Origin of the sequence: Phormidesmis priestleyi ULC007, assembly GCF_001895925.1 — a bacterium.
Taxonomy (GTDB): Bacteria; Cyanobacteriota; Cyanobacteriia; order Leptolyngbyales; family Leptolyngbyaceae; genus Phormidesmis_A; species Phormidesmis_A priestleyi_A.
This window is the reverse complement of record NZ_MPPI01000005.1, coordinates 1-17878: the sequence shown is the minus strand read 5'-3', so window position 1 is coordinate 17878 and position 17878 is coordinate 1. Positions and strand designations below refer to the sequence as shown.

19 protein-coding genes and 1 pseudogene are annotated in these 17878 nt (G+C 49.7%); 8 read left to right on the top strand and 12 right to left on the bottom strand.

Going from position 1 to position 17878, the window contains the following annotated elements; all coding sequences use genetic code 11:
- Positions 1–143 precede the first annotated feature (143 nt).
- A complete protein-coding gene (locus tag BRW63_RS05965; protein ID WP_073070004.1) occupies positions 144–1061 on the bottom strand; it encodes an S-layer homology domain-containing protein in 918 nt (305 codons plus the stop codon).
- 15 nt (positions 1062–1076) lie between these two features.
- Positions 1077–1202 carry a hypothetical protein gene (locus BRW63_RS29470; protein ID WP_262983525.1) on the bottom strand — a complete coding sequence of 42 codons (126 nt, stop codon included), beginning with the start codon at positions 1200–1202 and terminating at the stop codon, positions 1077–1079.
- Between the two features lie 176 nt (positions 1203–1378).
- Here BRW63_RS29470 and BRW63_RS05960 point away from each other — a divergent pair, with 176 nt between their 5' ends.
- From BRW63_RS05960 to BRW63_RS05950, 3 genes are all read left to right on the top strand, one after another.
- The gene (locus BRW63_RS05960; protein WP_073070003.1) at positions 1379–1783 is read left to right on the top strand and encodes an Npun_F0494 family protein; all 405 of its coding nucleotides are present in this window, start codon (positions 1379–1381) and stop codon (positions 1781–1783) included.
- A gap of 66 nt (positions 1784–1849) precedes the next feature.
- Entirely contained in the window at positions 1850–3313 is a 1464-nt protein-coding gene (gene cobQ, locus BRW63_RS05955) for a cobyric acid synthase CobQ (RefSeq protein ID WP_073070002.1), read from the top strand.
- Between the two features lie 73 nt (positions 3314–3386).
- Entirely contained in the window at positions 3387–3626 is a 240-nt protein-coding gene (locus BRW63_RS05950; RefSeq protein ID WP_073070001.1) for a 2Fe-2S iron-sulfur cluster-binding protein, read from the top strand.
- Between the two features lie 13 nt (positions 3627–3639).
- Here the strand turns inward: BRW63_RS05950 and BRW63_RS05945 are convergent, their stop codons facing one another.
- Both BRW63_RS05945 and zds read right to left on the bottom strand, forming a co-directional pair.
- The gene (locus BRW63_RS05945; protein ID WP_073070000.1) at positions 3640–4086 is read right to left on the bottom strand and encodes an SRPBCC family protein; all 447 of its coding nucleotides are present in this window, start codon (positions 4084–4086) and stop codon (positions 3640–3642) included.
- Positions 4087–4107: 21 nt separating this feature from the next.
- Entirely contained in the window at positions 4108–5577 is a 1470-nt protein-coding gene (zds, locus tag BRW63_RS05940; protein WP_073069999.1) for a 9,9'-di-cis-zeta-carotene desaturase, read from the bottom strand.
- Positions 5578–5734: 157 nt separating this feature from the next.
- On the opposite strand from zds, the gene BRW63_RS05935 reads away from it, so the two are divergent.
- Positions 5735–6358: a tetratricopeptide repeat protein gene (locus tag BRW63_RS05935; RefSeq protein WP_073069998.1), complete on the top strand. Its 624-nt coding sequence runs from the start codon at positions 5735–5737 to the stop codon at positions 6356–6358.
- A gap of 136 nt (positions 6359–6494) precedes the next feature.
- Here BRW63_RS05935 and BRW63_RS05930 read toward each other — a convergent pair.
- Positions 6495–6878: pseudogene (locus BRW63_RS05930) on the bottom strand (HepT-like ribonuclease domain-containing protein).
- 207 nt (positions 6879–7085) lie between these two features.
- Here BRW63_RS05930 and BRW63_RS28120 point away from each other — a divergent pair.
- A complete protein-coding gene (locus BRW63_RS28120; protein WP_181314349.1) occupies positions 7086–7232 on the top strand; it encodes a hypothetical protein in 147 nt (48 codons plus the stop codon).
- A gap of 150 nt (positions 7233–7382) precedes the next feature.
- Here the strand turns inward: BRW63_RS28120 and gcvP are convergent, their stop codons facing one another.
- The 3 genes from gcvP to BRW63_RS05915 form a co-directional block, all read right to left on the bottom strand.
- The gene (gene gcvP, locus BRW63_RS05925) at positions 7383–10376 is read right to left on the bottom strand and encodes an aminomethyl-transferring glycine dehydrogenase (protein ID WP_083582746.1); all 2994 of its coding nucleotides are present in this window, start codon (positions 10374–10376) and stop codon (positions 7383–7385) included.
- Between the two features lie 266 nt (positions 10377–10642).
- Positions 10643–11023 carry a hypothetical protein gene (locus BRW63_RS05920; RefSeq protein ID WP_181314358.1) on the bottom strand — a complete coding sequence of 127 codons (381 nt, stop codon included), beginning with the start codon at positions 11021–11023 and terminating at the stop codon, positions 10643–10645.
- Between the two features lie 19 nt (positions 11024–11042).
- Positions 11043–11894 (bottom strand): hypothetical protein, encoded by an 852-nt coding sequence (locus tag BRW63_RS05915; protein ID WP_073069996.1) that lies wholly within the window; start codon positions 11892–11894, stop codon positions 11043–11045.
- A gap of 126 nt (positions 11895–12020) precedes the next feature.
- Here BRW63_RS05915 and murG point away from each other — a divergent pair, with 126 nt between their 5' ends.
- A complete protein-coding gene (gene murG / locus BRW63_RS05910) occupies positions 12021–13148 on the top strand; it encodes an undecaprenyldiphospho-muramoylpentapeptide beta-N-acetylglucosaminyltransferase (RefSeq protein ID WP_223257305.1) in 1128 nt (375 codons plus the stop codon).
- Between the two features lie 37 nt (positions 13149–13185).
- On the opposite strand, the gene BRW63_RS05905 is transcribed toward murG, so the two are convergent.
- From BRW63_RS05905 to BRW63_RS05890, 4 genes are all read right to left on the bottom strand, one after another.
- Entirely contained in the window at positions 13186–13782 is a 597-nt protein-coding gene (locus BRW63_RS05905) for a 2OG-Fe(II) oxygenase (protein WP_073069995.1), read from the bottom strand.
- A 6-nt stretch (positions 13783–13788) separates the two neighbouring features.
- Entirely contained in the window at positions 13789–14502 is a 714-nt protein-coding gene (locus tag BRW63_RS05900) for an ABC transporter ATP-binding protein (protein ID WP_073069994.1), read from the bottom strand.
- 15 nt (positions 14503–14517) lie between these two features.
- Entirely contained in the window at positions 14518–15324 is an 807-nt protein-coding gene (locus BRW63_RS05895; protein ID WP_073069993.1) for an ABC transporter ATP-binding protein, read from the bottom strand.
- Between the two features lie 343 nt (positions 15325–15667).
- The gene (locus BRW63_RS05890) at positions 15668–16084 is read right to left on the bottom strand and encodes a TOBE domain-containing protein (RefSeq protein WP_073069992.1); all 417 of its coding nucleotides are present in this window, start codon (positions 16082–16084) and stop codon (positions 15668–15670) included.
- Positions 16085–16213: 129 nt separating this feature from the next.
- On the opposite strand from BRW63_RS05890, the gene modA reads away from it, so the two are divergent.
- Positions 16214–16999: a molybdate ABC transporter substrate-binding protein gene (gene modA / locus BRW63_RS05885; RefSeq protein WP_223257304.1), complete on the top strand. Its 786-nt coding sequence runs from the start codon at positions 16214–16216 to the stop codon at positions 16997–16999.
- A 12-nt stretch (positions 17000–17011) separates the two neighbouring features.
- The gene (modB, locus tag BRW63_RS05880; RefSeq protein ID WP_083582744.1) at positions 17012–17665 is read left to right on the top strand and encodes a molybdate ABC transporter permease subunit; all 654 of its coding nucleotides are present in this window, start codon (positions 17012–17014) and stop codon (positions 17663–17665) included.
- Positions 17666–17878: the final 213 nt, after the last annotated feature.

The window sequence follows — 17878 nt, the reverse complement described above, 5'->3', positions numbered from 1 at the left end:
TTACCTTTGACGGTTGATTGCTTGACCACGGATTGCTTCTAGAGAGGCGATCGCTTCACCAAATTCTTGCCATCCGCAGCACAAACCCTGGCAACTCTGGATCGCCACTCACGGTTTCGGGATTCTCCAAAACTTCGGGTTAGTTACTTCTGGATTTGCTTGACCTTGCCTTGCTTTGCCAACGCCTCATAAACTAACGCAGCAGCATCAGCACGAGTTGCGTTGCGGTTGGGGGTCAGCTTGTTATCGTCCGGGTAGCTAGGCACTAACCCAGCCTCGATCGCGGTGGCAATTTTATCAACTGCCCACTTCGGCACCTCTTGAGCATCCGCATATTTGCCGACAATTTGGGCAGGATTTGCTGGGGCGGGTAGATTTAAGCCAGTCACCAGAGCCACCTGAAGCTGAGAGAGCGGAATCGGTTGATTGGGCCGAAACACCCCACCGGGGTAGCCATTCATAAATCCGGTTTGCACGGCGGTCTCGATCGAGCCACTGGCCCAATGAGTAGATGCAATATCCTGAAACTGCAATGCGGGACGAGTTTTAGCTTGGTCAAACGCTTTGCTAACAATGTCTGCAAACTCGGCTCGTGTGACGGGTTTATCAGGTCGAAACGTTCCACCCGGAAACCCTCCTAAAACGCCGCGCTGGGTCAATTCTGCAATGTAGGGAGCCGCCCAATAAGCCGTCGGAACGTCTGAGAATGCAGTCACTTGTGGAGGGGGACTTGAGTAGACTTGAGTAGGCGGAGTCGGGATTGGCACCGGAACCGGGACAACGTTAGGAACATTGTCGGGTGTAATTAGTTCGGGAGATGGAGATGGGATTGCGGCAATGGGAGGATTCACGCCTGGAGCATTGGTCACACCCGGTCTGGGCACCGAGGCAGACGGGGAAATTAGCCCTCCAGACGTTGAAGAAAGGTTAAATTTAGGGTCTGATCGTCCGATCGCCCAAAAGAGAATTGCGCCAATGCTGCCAAACGCCACCAAGATGGCGATCAATTCATCGGTATCAAGCTTTCTTCGAGAAGGGGGCGGTTCAGGGGGAGAAGTCATGTCGAGTTACACCAGTTAAAGAATTCTTTGTCCAAATCCTAAAGCAAATTCTTCAAGAGCGATAGAGCGATCGCAAATCTCTGAGAGATCTTGCAACGGTTTTTGGGGTTCAGCATCTAGAGAGAGGGCACGATATGTCATGCCCCTACACCATCCTGCGCTTTCACGCGGATCGGTCACTTAAACTAAGTTGGTGTAAAAGAAATCACGGTTAGCTTGCCATATAGCTCCCACACTGGTAAAGAAAGCCCATAGAATGTTAAATGTGTTTGTATTTTTTAACCTATTATTGATTGGGTTCTGGCCCCTCGTGTTGAATGACTTCCATCACGCCTCATTCATCGATTCGTTATTCTCAAAAAACCCTCGATCGAGCAGAGCGAGCCGTTCGGTGTGCGCCCTTCCGGTTAAAGTTCTATGCCACAATGCTCACCAAAAGTGTCTCACTTCTAGCAGTTGCGGGCATCTTGGGCATACGGCACCAATATAGCAAGCGTGCTGTGACTGAGATAATAGCCGAAGGTGAACTGCTGTGGCTGATCCAAGTCGGGCTGCTCCGACGAGAAGTCGATGGTCAAGGTCTGACTGACAGCTTTCGTCTCACGCCCCTGGGTCATCAACTAGTCGCCAGGTGGTACAACTCAGGACGCACTGACCTGCAACCTAGTTGGAGCGATCGCTTCCACAATGCTTTGAGTCGCTGGTTTCGATTGCCCTTCTAAAAAGAGTCTCCTTACCCGGAGTTTAGACATTATGCTGCTTTGCCCCCCCAGTATTAGAGGTGTTTCATGAAAGCCATCATGGTGGTGGGAACCACATCCCACGCTGGAAAATCGCTGGTTACGGCAGCCCTGTGTCGCATCTTGGCTCGGCGGGGTTGGCGAGTGGCTCCGTTTAAGGGGCAAAACATGGCGCTCAACTCCTACGTCACGGCAAATGGGGGCGAGATTGGTTATGCTCAGGCAGTTCAGGCATGGGCAGCGGGTGTGGTGCCGTGGGTTGAGATGAATCCGATCTTGCTGAAGCCGCAGGGAGACATGACCTCTCAAGTCGTGCTGAAGGGCAGAGTCATCGGCAAAATCGGAGCCGCCGAGTATTATGAGAAATTTTTTGACCAGGGATGGCAAGCGATCGAAGAGTCGCTGCGTCGTCTGGGCGAAGAATTTGATCTTCTAATTTGTGAAGGGGCAGGCAGTCCGGCTGAGATCAATCTCAAGCATCGTGATCTGACCAACATGCGAGTCGCTAAACACCTGAATGCGCCGACTCTGCTAGTGGTAGACATCGATCGCGGTGGAGCCTTTGCCCATGTGGTTGGCACCCTTGAGCTGCTCGATCCCGATGAGCGGGCGTTGATTAAAGGGGTGATTATCAACAAGTTTCGCGGACAGCGATCGCTGCTGCAATCGGGCATTGACTGGCTAGAAAAACGGACGGGAATTCCGGTGGTGGGGGTGATTCCCTGGCTAGATACTGCGTTTCCGGCTGAAGACTCGCTGAGTTTGTTCGATCGCCAAGAGACATCGAGTGGTGAATTGACGATCGGGGTGGTGCGTCTGCCGCGCATCTCCAACTTTACTGATTTTGACCCGCTCGAAGCAGAGCCTAGCGTTTCGGTCAAATATATTCACCCAAAACAATCGCTGGGTCATCCTGATGCGGTGATTATTCCCGGCTCGAAGACAACGATCGCTGATCTCGTCGCGCTCCACAAATCTGGCATGGCAGAAGAGCTGCAAAAATATGCGGCGGCGGGTGGCACCATTTTGGGCATTTGTGGCGGCTATCAAATGTTGGGCAAAATTTTGGCAGACCCCGAAGGCATCGAAGGTCAAGAAGGTCGCTATCGCGGGTTAGGGCTGCTGCCGATCAGAACCGTGATTGCGGGGCAAAAAGTTGCCCGCCAGCGCAACGTCACGTCTAACTTTCCTCAAGAGGGGCTGCCTGTCTCAGGTTACGAGATTCACCAGGGGCGCACACGCCTGATCGAACCCGAAGGCACTCAGTTTTTATTTGATGACCAAAATCTGGGGTTGATCGATGAGACTCATTCGATTTGGGGCACTTATCTGCATGGCATTTTTGACAATGGCCCTTGGCGACGTGCCTGGTTAAATCGCCTGCGTCAGCAGCGTGGCTTGGGGTCTTTGCCGACAGGCGTTCCTAACTATCGTGAACAGCGAGAACTGTTGCTCGATCAGTTAGCCGATGCAGTCGAGCCACACCTCGATTTAAAGCCTGTGTTGCCTTAAGATCGCAAACTATAATCTTGGTTACTTGCAGGGTGATGCCATGCCCGTACGTAAATCTGCTTAGAATTTTGTCATGAGTGTTAGCGTCCGATTTTTGCCCGATGATGTGACGATCGCCGCCGAGCCAGGAGAGCCGTTGCTCAAAGTGGCTGAACGGGCAGGCGTTTTCATTCCGACGGGTTGCCTGATGGGGTCTTGTCACGCCTGCGAAGTCGAAGTCAACGGCGAGGAAAGCATTTGTAGCTGCATTAGTGCTGTACCACCAGGACAACCGCATTTGACGATCAATCTCTACTCTGATCCCACTTGGTAGAGGCTATAGAATTTCAACCCTCTGCCTTTGTGTTGAGCGCATAGTCTCGAAACCGCTCCAAGTCTGCCTGAAGCGTTGACTCGACGACTCGACCTAGAAACAAATTATCCATCAACTGACCGAGAAAGCCGGGGATCGCATAAGAGACGGTCATTTTGACAACGCTGCTAGAGCCGCGATCGTAAAACCGAATCGCCCCTCGGTTGGGCAGTCCATCCACCGATTCCCACTGAATAATCTGGTTGGGAATTTGTTTGAGAATGCGTGACTGCCAGCTAAACTCTAGCCCGCCCGTCGCCAACTTCCAGCGAGACAGCTCTGGGTTGTCTGGGAGAATTGTCACAGAATCGATCCATTTCATCCAGCGTGGCATTTGCTGCAAATCTGACCACAGACTCCAAACAAACTCGATCGGGGCATCAACTTCAACCTGAACCGTGTGCTCTAGCCAATCAGACATAAGGGAATGAGAAATGAAGGGTTAATATTTAAACAATCCGGTGCCCTGAACTTTATAGCCCGTAGGTTCAAGAATGGCTTGAGCGGCTTGTTTACCAGAGATTGTCGCACCTTCCATGCTGTCAATGTAGTCCTGTTGGGTATAACTTCCCGCTAGGAAGAAATTCTGAACCGCCGTTTTCTGGCGCGGACGATAAACATCCATTCCAGGATTTTCACGGTAGAGCGACTGGGCAAGCTTGACGACGCTAAACCAGGTCATGTTGAGTTCTCGCGATGACGGGAAAAGATCCTGGATTTGTTTGAGCGCGTGTTGAGCAATTTCTTCGTTACTCATTTTGATAAACGGGTCGCCTGGCGTTAGAACCACCTGCATCAAAGAGCCTTGTCCCTCACGGTAATAATCTTTGGGACTGGAAAGTGCCAGATCTGCAAAACAGGAAAAATCAGCATCGGCGCTATAGAGTAGATTATCAATGCCAGCCGCGTGATCAACTTGCTTTCGAGCTTCTGGGTCGTTGAGTTCTGTCACCCAGCCGTCAAAACGCAACTGAACGGTGGTCACTGGCACGGCTTCTAGCTTGTAGATGTTGTCAAATTCTGGAATGCTGCGCCATTCTTGAGGCAATAGGCGTTGAATTCCGGGCACGTCACAGGCAGCGAGGTAGATGTCAGCCGTGACCGTTTCTTCAGTCTCGCCGCTTGCTACCTGCAAACCTGTGACTTTCAGCGTGCCGTTCTCGTCTTCAAAAAGAATCTTGCGAGTTTGACGACGGGTGTGAATTTTGCCGCCTTTGGCTTTGATGTAATCGACGATCGGTTTGTTCAAATATTCACCGGGTGAGCCTGCCAATAGATTCAGCCGCGACGCTTCGGTTTTAGAGGCAAACATCATGAAGATGGTCAGCATACATCGGGCAGAAATTTCTTCGGTGTCGATGAAACCCAACGCGAGGGCGATCGGGTTCCACATCCGCTTGAGGCTGTTTTGGGAGCCGCCATGACTGCGAAACCAGTCGGCAAAGCTGATGCCATCGAGGTCACGAATTAGCTTCATCGCAAAATCAGTGTTGATTAAGCCAGGCACGATCGGGCTAGTGCCCAGAGCGATCGCGTTTTGCAATTTGTCTTGCAGCGTCAGTTGCCCAGTGGTGAAAAATGCTTTTAACCCGTGAAAGGGCGCACCTAACAGAAACCGAAAATCAAGTTCTTTAATCATGCCGCCGCGATTGACAAAGGTGTGAACGTGTTCTTTGGGCAGCAAATTGTCAAACGCGCCAACTTTTTTTGCCAGGGCAAACAGGTTGTAGTAGTTGTTAAAAAAGACGTGCAGCCCCATCTCGATGTGATTGCCATCGGCATCGACCCAACTGCCCGCCTTGCCGCCAATAAACGGACGCGACTCAAACATTTCAACCTCATGTCCGGCATCGACTAGCTCAACTGCTGCCGCTAAACCTGCCAGACCTGCCCCCACGATCGCAACTCGCATTCCGCATTCTCACTGAGACTTCTTTACAGATTGTAATAGGAATGGGGAATGAGAGGAATTTTGAGTTGCGAATATAATTTGAAAGGCATTCAGTTTGAGAGGATGTTTCAAATATCTAAGCTCCGATCGTGCCGTCGTTAACCTGTCGCCCTGCTTTATGCTCAAGTCTGCTTCTCTGATCAAACAAGCCACGTGCGGATTTGTTCTTCTTGGTGCGATCGCGGGTTGCACGCCCTTACCCTCGTCTTCCTCTTTGGGTCAAGAATCGCCTCGTCCGGTCAAACCTTTACCTGCGGAGACGTTGATTCGATCAGCAGGGACACCGAGTTATCGCCTGAGTCCTAACCCTACAGGGGCTAAATCGTCACCTACAAAAGTTAAGCTATCTGCTGCTGAGATGGCGAGTCAACTTCAGCAGGCAGAAGACAAAGCGATTAGTGCTGAAAACTTGGCCCAGTCTGCCCAGTCTAAAGAAGATTGGAACCTGGTGATCAATCAATGGAACCGGGCGATCGCGCTGCTGCCTCCTCTATCATCGGCAGGTGCTCAAAAAGCTAATGTGCAGCAAAAACGCGCTGACTATCAAAGCAAGTTAGCCAATGCCCAGCAAAAAGCCAAAACCAATCCTCGTCAGCTTGTGACGGGTGGCAGTCAGCCCATCGGAAAGGGCATCCCGTTGATTATTGCACCCGATTCGCCTGATCCAAAAACGGCTTCTCCGTCGCCTACTGCGTCCCCCGCTTCGCCATCTCTGTCGGCGTCTCCACCCTCCAAGAATTAAAGTCCTCCTAACCGTTCATGTCTTTGCGCTGTCAATCGATCGCTCAACTGCTTCTAAACTATCTTATTTCCTCGATCGCCCCTGCATGATTGGCTCAAGTGCGATCGCAAATAAGATCTTTCTTCTATCAAGCAATCTAAACCTGTTGAAAAATTGCTTCAACGGCTTGCTTTAAATCTGGCAGGTAGCTTTCTACCACATTCCAGACAATATCAAGGTCAATGTCTAAATAAGGTCAATGTCTAAATAAGGTCAATGTCTAAATAAGGTCAATGTCTAAATATTGATGGGCTAGAACGTTGCGAAAATCGCCAATCGTTCTCCAGCCAATTTCGGGACGTGTAGCTTTCCAAGCATCTGGTAGTCGCTGGGTTGATTCACATAACGTTTGCAGATTTCGGATCACCGCATCCTGAGTTTTTAGATCTGCAAAAAATGCTGTTTTGCCCTCAACAGTGTAAGCTTCAATGCGGTTAATGTGGTCCCTAATGTGTACTAGATAAACACGGCTATCTTGCATAGCGGTTGAGCTTCGCTTAAGATGCGATCGCGGATGAAATAGTGCAAAGATCTTTCGGTCCCAACATCAACTTTATGCCCTAATAATGCCTCTAAGAGGTCATCATTTTTGCACCTTCATTGCTTGTGAATCACTTTGAAGAGCCTAGACATCCCATTCCTGGCTGGGTGGGGACTCTAGAATTATTCATGATGAGGTAGGTTTACGATGACAACCAATCGAATTAGCGCAGCGTTGACGCAGGTCGATCGAGATGCGGTGATGACGGCAATTTTGACCATTAGATCGAAGCTGCCGTTTTTGGTTGATTTGACGGCGGAGGAGCCAAAAGTTTTGCCGAAGATGGGAGTATAAGAGCCAAGCGTTTGTGAGCAAGGCGCTTCTTTTGCATCAAACTCACAAATTTTTTCAACAGCTTTCTGGTTCCCTCTCCTTGGGGAGAGGGCTAGGGTGAGGGCTATCTTTCCAAACGTTTGAGAGAAGTTGCACCTCGCGTAAACTCCGTTAACTCTCGTAAGCCTCCATGGGTAAGCAAGAACAGACGAGGTTACGATCGCCATAGGCATTGTCAATGCGTCCGGTAGCTGCCCAAAATTTGTTCTCTCGCGTCCAGGGCGTTGGGTAGGCGGCACGTTGGCGAGAATAGGGGCGACTCCACTGATCAGCCGTCAAGTCGGCGGCAGTGTGAGGAGCATTTTTGAGCAGATTATTGTGACGATCGATCCCACCTTCCTCGATCTCTCGAATCTCTTCGCGAATCGCAATCATGGCATCACAGAAGCGATCGAGTTCTGCTTTCGATTCGCTTTCGGTCGGCTCAACCATCACCGTGCCTGCCACAGGCCAAGACACCGTAGGCGGATGAAACCCATAGTCAATCAACCGCTTGGCGATGTCATCGACTTCAATCTCGGCAGTCTTTTTGAACTGGCGCAAATCGAGAATACACTCGTGGGCAACCAACCCATTTTTGCCTTTGTAAAGCACGGGATAATGAGTTTCTAGCCGTTTTGCGATGTAGTTGGCATTGAGAATCGCTACTTCAGTGGCTTTGGTTAAGCCAGCGCCCCCCATTAAAGCAATATACATCCACGAAATCGGCAGAATGCTAGAACTCCCCCAGGGAGAGGCGGACACGGCTCCGATCGAGCTTGAAGTTTGAGAGTTTGGACTGATGACTGAATGACCGGGGAGAAAGGGAACGAGATGAGCCGCAACCCCGATCGGCCCCATCCCTGGGCCGCCGCCGCCGTGGGGAATGCAGAAGGTTTTGTGCAAGTTTAGATGACAGACATCTGCGCCAAAATCACCGGGGCGGCAGAGTCCGACTTGGGCATTGAGGTTTGCACCATCTAGATAAACTTGTCCGCCGTGGTGATGGACGATCGTGCAAATCTCCTGAATGCCTTCTTCAAAAACACCGTGAGTTGAGGGATAAGTCACCATCAGCGCCGCTAAGTGGTTTTGATGCTTTTCTGCTTTAGACTTCAGGTCTGCGAGGTCGATATTCCCGTCGTTGTCACAGGCAACGGGCACGACTTGCATCCCTGCCATCACCGCACTGGCAGGATTTGTGCCGTGGGCAGATTGAGGAATCAGACAAACATTGCGATGCCCTTCACCTCGCTGTTGGTGATATTGCCGAATCACCAACAGCCCAGTATATTCTCCTTGAGAGCCTGCGTTCGGCTGCAATGAGATGCCAGCAAATCCGGTGATTTCTGCCAGCCACGTTTCTAGCTGTTGAAACAGAACTTGATAACCCTGGGTTTGCTCACCGGGCGCAAAAGGGTGAATTTGCCCAAACTCAGCCCAAGTCACAGGCACCATTTCAGACGTGCCGTTTAGCTTCATTGTGCATGAGCCGAGCGGAATCATCGCGGTCGTCAGCGACAGATCTTTAGCCTGGAGACGATACATATATCGCAGCAATTCTGTCTCGGAGTGGTAACGGTTAAAGACCGGGTGAGTCAGGTAGGGAGTGGTGCGGGAGAGGGCGGCAGGAAAGGCAACCGATGCAGGGCGAAGCGATTCTAGGGCAGAGGCGGAGTCACCAGAGAAGACTTCGAGGAGGTCAAGGAGATCTTGTTTAGAAGTGGTTTCGTCGATCGTCACCCCGATCGCGCCGTCTCCAATTTTGCGGAGGTTGATTTGATGGGCGATTGCGCGGTCTAAAATTTGGGATTGCCGATCGCCGACTTCAAGCCGCAGTGTGTCAAAAAATGGTGCTGACCCCAGCGAATAGCCGAGTTTTTGCAATCCGGCTGCCAGGGTTGCTGTCATTGTGTGAACTCGTTCGGCAATCAGTTTCAGCCCTTGAGAACCGTGATAAACCGCATACATTCCGGCAATCACCGCTAATAGAACTTGGGCGGTGCAGATATTGCTCGTGGCTTTGTCTCGACGAATGTGTTGTTCACGAGTTTGCAGCGCTAGTCGCAATGCAGAATGACCGTTGACATCTTTAGAAACGCCCACCAACCGTCCGGGAATCTGACGTTTGTATGCCTCTTTAGTCGCAAAGTAAGCAGCGTGAGGCCCGCCATAGCCAAGGGGAACGCCAAATCGTTGAGTGTTGCCGATCGCGATGTCTGCGCCAAACTCTCCGGGTGGTTTTAACAGGGTGAGACTGAGCAGATCGGCGGCAACCGTGACCAGAGAATCGGCAGCGTGGGCACGATCGATAAATTCCTGATAGTCATAAATTGCGCCGTCGCTGGCAGGGTATTGCAGTAGCGCCCCAAACACTGAAGTTTCAAACTTAAAGGTGCGGTGATCTCCCACAATCACCTCAATGCCTAACGGGAGCGCTCGTGTGCGAATCACGTCGATCGTTTGAGGATGACACGCCTCTGACACCCAAAAGGCTTTTGCCCCTGTTTTGCACAGCCCATAGCTCATCGACATGGCCTCAGCCGCCGCCGTTCCCTCATCTAACAGCGAGGCGTTGGCGATTTCTAGCCCCGTCAGGTCAATCACCATCGTCTGAAAATTGAGCAGCGCTTCTAATCGACCCTGAGCGATTTCGGGCTGATAGGGTGTGTATTGGGTATACCAACCAGGATTTTCAAGAATGTTGCGCTGAATCACGGGCGGCGTGATGCAATTGTGGTATCCCATGCCGATTAACGATCGAAAGATTTGATTTTTCTGAGCGATCGCTTTCAGGTCTGCCAGCAGCGCATATTCAGTGCGGCTGGCACTCAATTGCAAAGGACGTTGAATCCGAATGCCTGCCGGGACTGCTTGGTCAATCAACGCACTCAAAGAGGACAGCCCTAGCGTTTGCAGCATTTGCTGAATGTCAAAATCGCTGGGCCCAATATGGCGATCGACAAAGCGATCGGGGTGAGCAAATTCGTCAGCTTGAGCAGCGATCGTCAAACCGTTGCAAACAGGACTAAACCCGTTAGTTGAATCGATTTCAGCCACGGTTGTCTCGTGATCATAAAGACTCAGTTCAGCCGTCGATTGCGCTTGAGTAATAGGCTCTGACATAGGGGAGTTTAAGATTAGGTTAGAGAGTAAGCTGCCTGTAAATATTCTGCAACAATTAACCTAATAGCGCCGCTAACAGTTGTAAAAGAACGATGAAGTTTAGACGACTCACTTATTAACTTGGCAACAAATGCTCTGGCATCCGAACCGCCCTCACCCTAACCCTCTCCCCAAGGACAGGGAATAAGATTCTGGCTGGGGAGAAGGGTTGGCGAAGGCTTCGCCCCACTGCCGTGAGGAGGGCTGTCCAGATTCATGCAGGAGGTCTATTGTAGGTCGCTACGGATAGATTCCTTCGCAAAAATTGTCTCTATGATAGTGGTTAATGCGATCGTGCCTGCGGTCAAATCTACTGCTTGCACAAGCCCAGAAGCAATCAATTCTTTAGCGCGGGCATCCGTTGGATCTGCGCGTAGTCCGGCGGCTAATAAATCTGCGGTGCGACCACTGTCTGCGATCGTGATCACCAGTCGTCCCGCTCGAACACTCTGTCGGGCATCTTCCCAAGTGACTTCACCACCATTGATCAAGACGGTGACTGAGGGCGCACCCGCAGCGAGTTGAGTCGCGACATCAGCAATCCAAGCAGACTCGTCGCCCCATTTTGAACCCGGCACCCGTAAAAAATGCGAATGATTCTGAGTGATCTTCTAGGTAGCCAGTTGTTTACTTTACGATCGGACTACCCGCAACAATCCGCAGTCGCTGCGTCACCATTGTGGTGCCACCATGCCGCACCAAGACCGCAGAGATCCAGCGATTTTCAGGAGTCTTGGAAGCACGACCCACCTTAAAGATGCCTCCAGAGGTGAGCAACTCTAAATCTGTGGTAGTGGGGTTTAAGTAGCCACTCGGTTTGATCGATTCTTCTAACGCTGACCCCAACAGCAGGTCACTGCCTAACGGATCTTGCACGATCGCGTCAAAACTAAAGTCTTGTCCGACTCGTACCTGTTGAGGCAAACTCACCTTTACGTCAGGCGGATTCTCCCCCGACGTGACTTTGCTCGTCTCTGCAAGAACGTCTTGCTGAACGATCGTTTGACCTTCAAATCGCTGCCGAGACTGCAATGTCGAATCGAGCTTGAGTGATTGCCCGTTCACCATTTGCGTTCCTGAAATATAAGTCACTGTCTCAGCCCGAATGCCGCGCCCATCGGGTTGCCAAGATTTTAGCTCAGTGCGATAAGTCAGATTAGGATATTGTTTCCAAAGCTGAGTCAATGCCTGTTCGAGCGATCGCCGATTTAGCCCATCTGAGTGAGCAAAGTTAGGACTGTAGAACTGAAGCACCCCCGGCAAATTTTTGCTATTTGCTGCTGCATCAATTTGGGTCAAGGCTTGTTTTAAGGGGACGGGAGCGGTTTCTGGCGTGGCTGCAATGGCGCGATCGTGTAAACTGCTACTCCCTAAAATTGTCAGCCCTAATGTCAGCAAAAACAGCGATCTCAACGGCTTTTGCCTGAAATTTTGAGGCACAGACGCAAGGGTCGATCGAACGGGCAAAAAATGGCGCATAGAGAATCGCTCAAACTATTAGGGCAAAAGACAGCCACTTAAGATATTAATCAATTTACAGGGTTATTGTGAGTGACCACACGACAGAATTAGCGTAGAATCACTCTGTCATTGCCAAAACTCTCTGTGAAAAGTGCATCTGACTCTATTTTAGAAAAGCCCGTGCTGTCTCCCTCAAAAACGATTCGCTTATTAATTGCTGCCAGTGGCACGGGTGGTCATGTTTTCCCGGCGATCGCCACGGCTGAACAACTTCGCGACTATCAGATCGAGTGGTTGGGCGTGCCCGATCGCTTAGAAACGCAGCTTGTGGGCGATTACGCTCAAGGGAGCTATCCCCTCCACACGATTTCTGTGGCTGGGTTTCAACAAAAATTAGGACTCGGTAGCCTCAAAGTTTTGCTGCGGTTGATTGGCTCGATTCGGCAAGTCAGAAGGCTGCTCAAGCAAGGCAAATTTGATGGCGTGTTCACCACTGGGGGATATATTGCGGCTCCAGCAATTCTGGCTGCCCGATCGCTCGGCTTGCCCGTGATTCTTCACGAGTCAAACGCGCTACCCGGAAAAGTGACTCGTTGGTTTGCGCCCTGGTGTAGTGTTGTGGCGATCGGGTTTCAGGCTGCATCAGACTATTTGCCACGAGGTAAAACGATTTGTGTGGGAACTCCGGTGCGATCGCAGTTTCGATCTGCCTTAGACGACACTGCTCTAGAAGATTTATCAATTCCAAAAGACGTGCCATTAATTGTGGTAGTGGGCGGCAGTCAAGGAGCCGTTGCCCTCAACAAACTAGTGCGGAAAGCTGCCCCTGCCTGGTTTGACGCGGGCGCTTGGGTAGTTCATCTAACGGGTGACAGCGATCCAGATGCCCAACGCCTTCAACACTCTCAATATGTGGTCTTGCCGTTCTATGACAATATGGCGGCGCTATTTCAACGGGCAAATTTAGCGATTAGCCGATCGGGGGCTGGCACCTTGACTGAGTTAGCGATCACGCACACCCCATCGATTCTGATTCCTTACCCATTTGCGGCTGAAGATCATCAAGCGTTTAACGCGGCTGTTTTTGCTGAAGCAGGAGCCGCCGAAGTTTATCGACAAGCCGATCTCACATCAGAAGTTTTAGAAGCGCAGGTATTGATGATGTTAAAGTCGCCCGATCGACTTCAACAAATGGCAAAGCAGGCGGCATCTTTAGCCGTCGTCAACAGTGCAGAACAGTTAGCGCAACTAATTCGGAGAGGGTTAGGGTGAGGGTAAATCCGGGTCTTATTTAATCCACGATCGTTAATCAGCGATGAATCCAGCCGTTGATGGTGAATCGACTATCTTGGAACGATCGAGACGGACAATTCACAGGCAAAACTTCGTGCATATAGCGACTTTGGAAAAAGACAATGCTGTTATTTCTAGGTTCAATGGTTTTGAAAGACTCTGCATTAGTGTAATATCCATTCTCGATCTTGCTATCGTAAATCACTAATTCTCCGCCCAAAAAAGACTTAGGTTCTCGATAGAAATAATAAACATAGGTGAGTTCTCTAGTCGCCGTGCCAGAGCTGCCATTATCGTTATGAACTTTGTAGTAATTACCCTCGTTGTGAGCCGTTAACTGAGCCTCAATGTGAGAGGACTCAAATGTAGGCAACTCTAGCTTATTAAAAATAGTTGAGAGACTAGAGTAGATGCGATCGCTCATCAATTCTGCAAAGTCAGGAAACGAGTAAAGAACGCTCGATCGTCGATAATTTGTTTCATCAGTTGAAGTGCTGGTCGGTACAAACTCCGCCTCTTCTGCAAACACATAGTTTAGTAATCTTTTTTTGTCTTCTCTCGTCAAGAAGTCGTCGATTTGTAAATAATTAGACACTAAAATATCTGAATTCATAGTTGATTAACCTAAATAAGCTTGTCTCACTCGATCGTCCTCTAATAGCTCAGAGGCTTTGTTGGATAATGTCATACAACCTGCTTCTAAAACATATCCACGATCGGCGATTTGCAAGGCTAGATTTGCGTTTTGCTCGACTAAAAGAATGGTGACTCCAGTTTCTCGCAGATTTTGAATAATCGAGAAAATCTCGCGCACGATCGTCGGTGCTAATCCCAAACTCGGTTCGTCTAACAGCAATAATTTAGGACGACTCATCAAAGCACGAGCGATCGCTAACATCTGCTGTTCGCCGCCGCTCAGAGTGCCTGCTAGTTGATTTTTACGCTCTGCTAACTTGGGAAATAGCAGAAATTGTTGTTCAATGTCGGACTTGATGCTGAGACGCGACGATCGTGTATAAGCGCCCAATTCTAAATTATCAAGCACGGTCTGACGAGCCAAAACTCTTCGCCCCTCTGGGCTATGGGCAATTCCCAGTTTCACAACTTCATGAGGGCGACGACGAGTAATCTCTTCGCCGTTGTAGAGAATTTGTCCCTGACGAATGTTAATGATCCGAGAAATTGCCTGTAGAGTCGTGCTTTTACCCGCCCCGTTTGAGCCGATTAGCGTCACCACTTCGCCAGGGTAAATCATCAGGTCGATCGCCTGTAGGGCTTGAATGCCACCATAATTAACGCTGAGTCCTTGAATTTCGAGTAGAGGATTTTGCATCGCTTTTAGTCGATTTTACTCTGTGCCCAAGTAAGCTTCAATCACCGCACGATCGGCTTTCACATGTGCGGGATTGCCGATCGCGATCAGTTGACCAAAGTTTAGAACCGCAATGCGATCGCACAATCCCATCACGAGCGGCACATGATGTTCGATTAGCAAAATTGTCAGATTAAATTGGTCACGAATTTGACGAATAAAGTGACTCAACTGCTGCTTTTCGTTAAGATTCATCCCAGCCGCAGGTTCATCGAGTAAGAGAACCTGCGGTTCAAGCGCCAGGGCGCGGGCGATTTCTAGCCGACGCTGATCGCCATAGGGGAAGTTAGCGGCTTTTTCGTCAGCGCGATCGCTTAAGCCGACCAATTCTAATAGCTCAAAGGCTCGCGATCGGGTTTTTTGTTCTTCACGAGGCGCAGGAGGCAAGCCCAATACGCCCGCAAATACGCCGCTCTTGGTGTGAATATGTTGAGCAATCATCACATTTTCTAACGCTGAAAGATCAGCAAACAGGCGAATATTTTGAAAGGTTCTGGCAATCCCTTTTTTAGCAATTTGATGCGGACGTAGGTTAGAAATTTCTTCACCTCGATAAAGCATTTGTCCACTAGAGGATTGAGTTAGTCCGATCACCAGGTTAAACAGAGTCGTTTTTCCGGCACCATTAGGGCCAATTAGCCCAAAAATCTCGCCTTCATTGACGGTGAAAGAGACGTGGTTAACCGCTACCAGTCCGCCAAAGCGACGGGTCAATCCTTTGGCTTCTAAAACGGGACGATCGAGATCTTTTCGATGAGAGTCAGCCAAATGCAATTCAGTCATTCAGAAAACTTGCCCTCTTGAATGGGATTGGGAGTGTTTTCACAGACGTTAGAGCCATAGTCGGTTTGGTTAGAACACCCAGGAGAAGGGAGCCAGAACTCTCTTGTTCCCTTCTCCTGGGGGCTACCGTGTACACACAAGTTTCTCGATTCGTCATTGCCGAGATCTTCGCCCCCTAAATCCCCAAAAGTGGGGGACTTTAAATGGGAGGTTTGGACTTAAAGTCCCCCAGAATGGGGGATTTAGGGGGCTGAAAGGACTGGAACGCAGCGACAATTTGTGTGTACACAGTAGCTCCTTGGGGAGAGGGCTAGGGTGAGGGCGGAGTATTTTTACAGGAAGTCTAATCATCTACAGCGACCATCACATCGCTGGATTTGATCATGGCATAAACTTGCCGCTCTTCTTTCAGTTGCAACACCTCGGCTGAAGCACGAGTAATCACAGACACGGCTTCAACATTAGGGGCAATTTCGAGCAAAATCTCAGCATTTACACTGCCTAACCTCACCTGTCTAACGATCGCCGGGAAAACATTACGGGCACTCACTTGCATCGCCCGAATGTTTATACCATAGCGGGGCGACTGTTTGGGGGGAGGGGTTAACGACATGACAGGCATTTCTCGCTCTAAAGTTCTGACCAACTCCCGTAGAACATCCGTTTTCGATCGCTGCGTCTGTTCACAGTGTCTTTCAAGAAGCTGTCGCTCGGCTTCGGGTAACTGAAACGTGATCCAACCTTGATCTTTACGAGGCATGACGAAATACCAATTTAGTTGGTAATATTTTGACAGAGGGTTGGTATTTCTTCAAATAATAGGAACTTCGTTAAAAACATTTTACGTATGCGTGTAAAGACTTGGCGAGTTGGACTCTTGAGCTTCTGGATGACAGTACTGCTGATTGCCTGCACTCAACTCGCGCCGCCTGCCCCACAGCTAAGTCAGCAGACAACGGTTCAATCCGCTGCTCAAACCTCGACGCTTTTGGTCGCAGCCGCCGCCAGCCTTCAGAAAGCGCTCCAAGAAATTACACCACTTTACACCCAAGCAAACTCCAACCAGACAATCAACTATAACTTTGCAGCCTCCGGTGCATTGCAACAACAAATTGAACAGGGTGCCCCAGTCGATGTGTTTATTTCGGCGGCCGAAAAACAAATGAAAGCCCTACAGGAAAAAGGGTCGTTCGCATCGGGAACTCAGAGGGATTTGTTGACCAATCAGTTGGTTCTGATTACCCCCAAGCAAGCCGCTGTGTCTTTAACTGACTTTCAGCAACTTGTTAAGCCAGAAATTAAGCGAATCTCTATTGGAGAACCCCGATCGGTTCCAGCAGGGCAATACTCAACCGAGGTTTTGAAGAATTTAGGAATCTTGGAGCAGGTGCAATCTAAATTTGTGTTTGGTAGTAATGTGAAATCTGTTCTAACTGCTGTGGAAACGGGTGATGTGGATGCAGGCATTGTTTACATCACCGATGCTAAAAGTTCAGACCAGATCACGATCGCTGCAACGGCTGATCAAAAGCTGCATTCTCCCATTCTTTACCCGATCGCAGTCTTAAAGTCGAGCAAATCGATCGATAGCTCCAAACGATATGCTGAATTCTTACAAAGTGACCCTGCAAAAGCGGTCTTTGAAAAATATGGATTTGGGATTGCAAAGCCTTGACCTGAATTGAGCATGTTGATCCCCGACTTGTCTCCGCTCTGGATTTCTCTCAAAGTATCGCTGTTGGCAACTGCCATCACGTTTGGGTTGGGAACAATTGTTGCTTACAGGATGTATCTTTATCGAGGAAAAGCGCGATCGCTGATTGAGGGAATTCTGATCGCGCCTTTGATTTTGCCGCCGACGGTTGTAGGCTTCGTGCTGCTAACTTTGCTGGGCAAAAATGGTGTTTTGGGGCAAATCCTCACCTTCTGGGATCTGAGCCTGGTATTCACTTGGTATGCAGCAGTTTTAGCCGCCATGATTGTGTCCTTTCCCTTGATGTATCGCGCAGCATTGGGAGCCTTTGAGCAGATTGACCCGTTACTATTAGATGCTGGCAGACTAGAGGGTGCATCGGAAGGAGGAGTCTTTTGGTATATTGCTCTGCCTTTGGCGATGCCTGGAATCTTGGCAGGCACAGTTCTTACCTTTGCTCGTGCATTAGGAGAGTTTGGCGCAACGTTAATGCTTGCAGGAAATATCCCCAGGCAAACACAAACGATGCCAATGGCGATTTATTTTGCAGTTGAGGCAGGGGCGATTCAGGAAGGATGGTTTTGGACGATTATCGTGATCTGCATTTCCTTGATCGGAATTGTTTCAATGAATTCTTGGAAAGTCTAAATGCACTTTGCAGACTGCCTCAACCCATCGCTTAAGCAAGCCTTCGCAATGCACCAGGGTCTTCTGAATCAATTACTTCTTTCAATCCAAATCATTGCTAAGTAGGAGGGTGAAGTTAAATATAAGATAGGAAGACCCTCTAATTAACCCCTCCTTATGCCTGCTCCCCTCCGGATCATTTTGACTTCAGAAGAGGATCGCACGTTAGCTGAA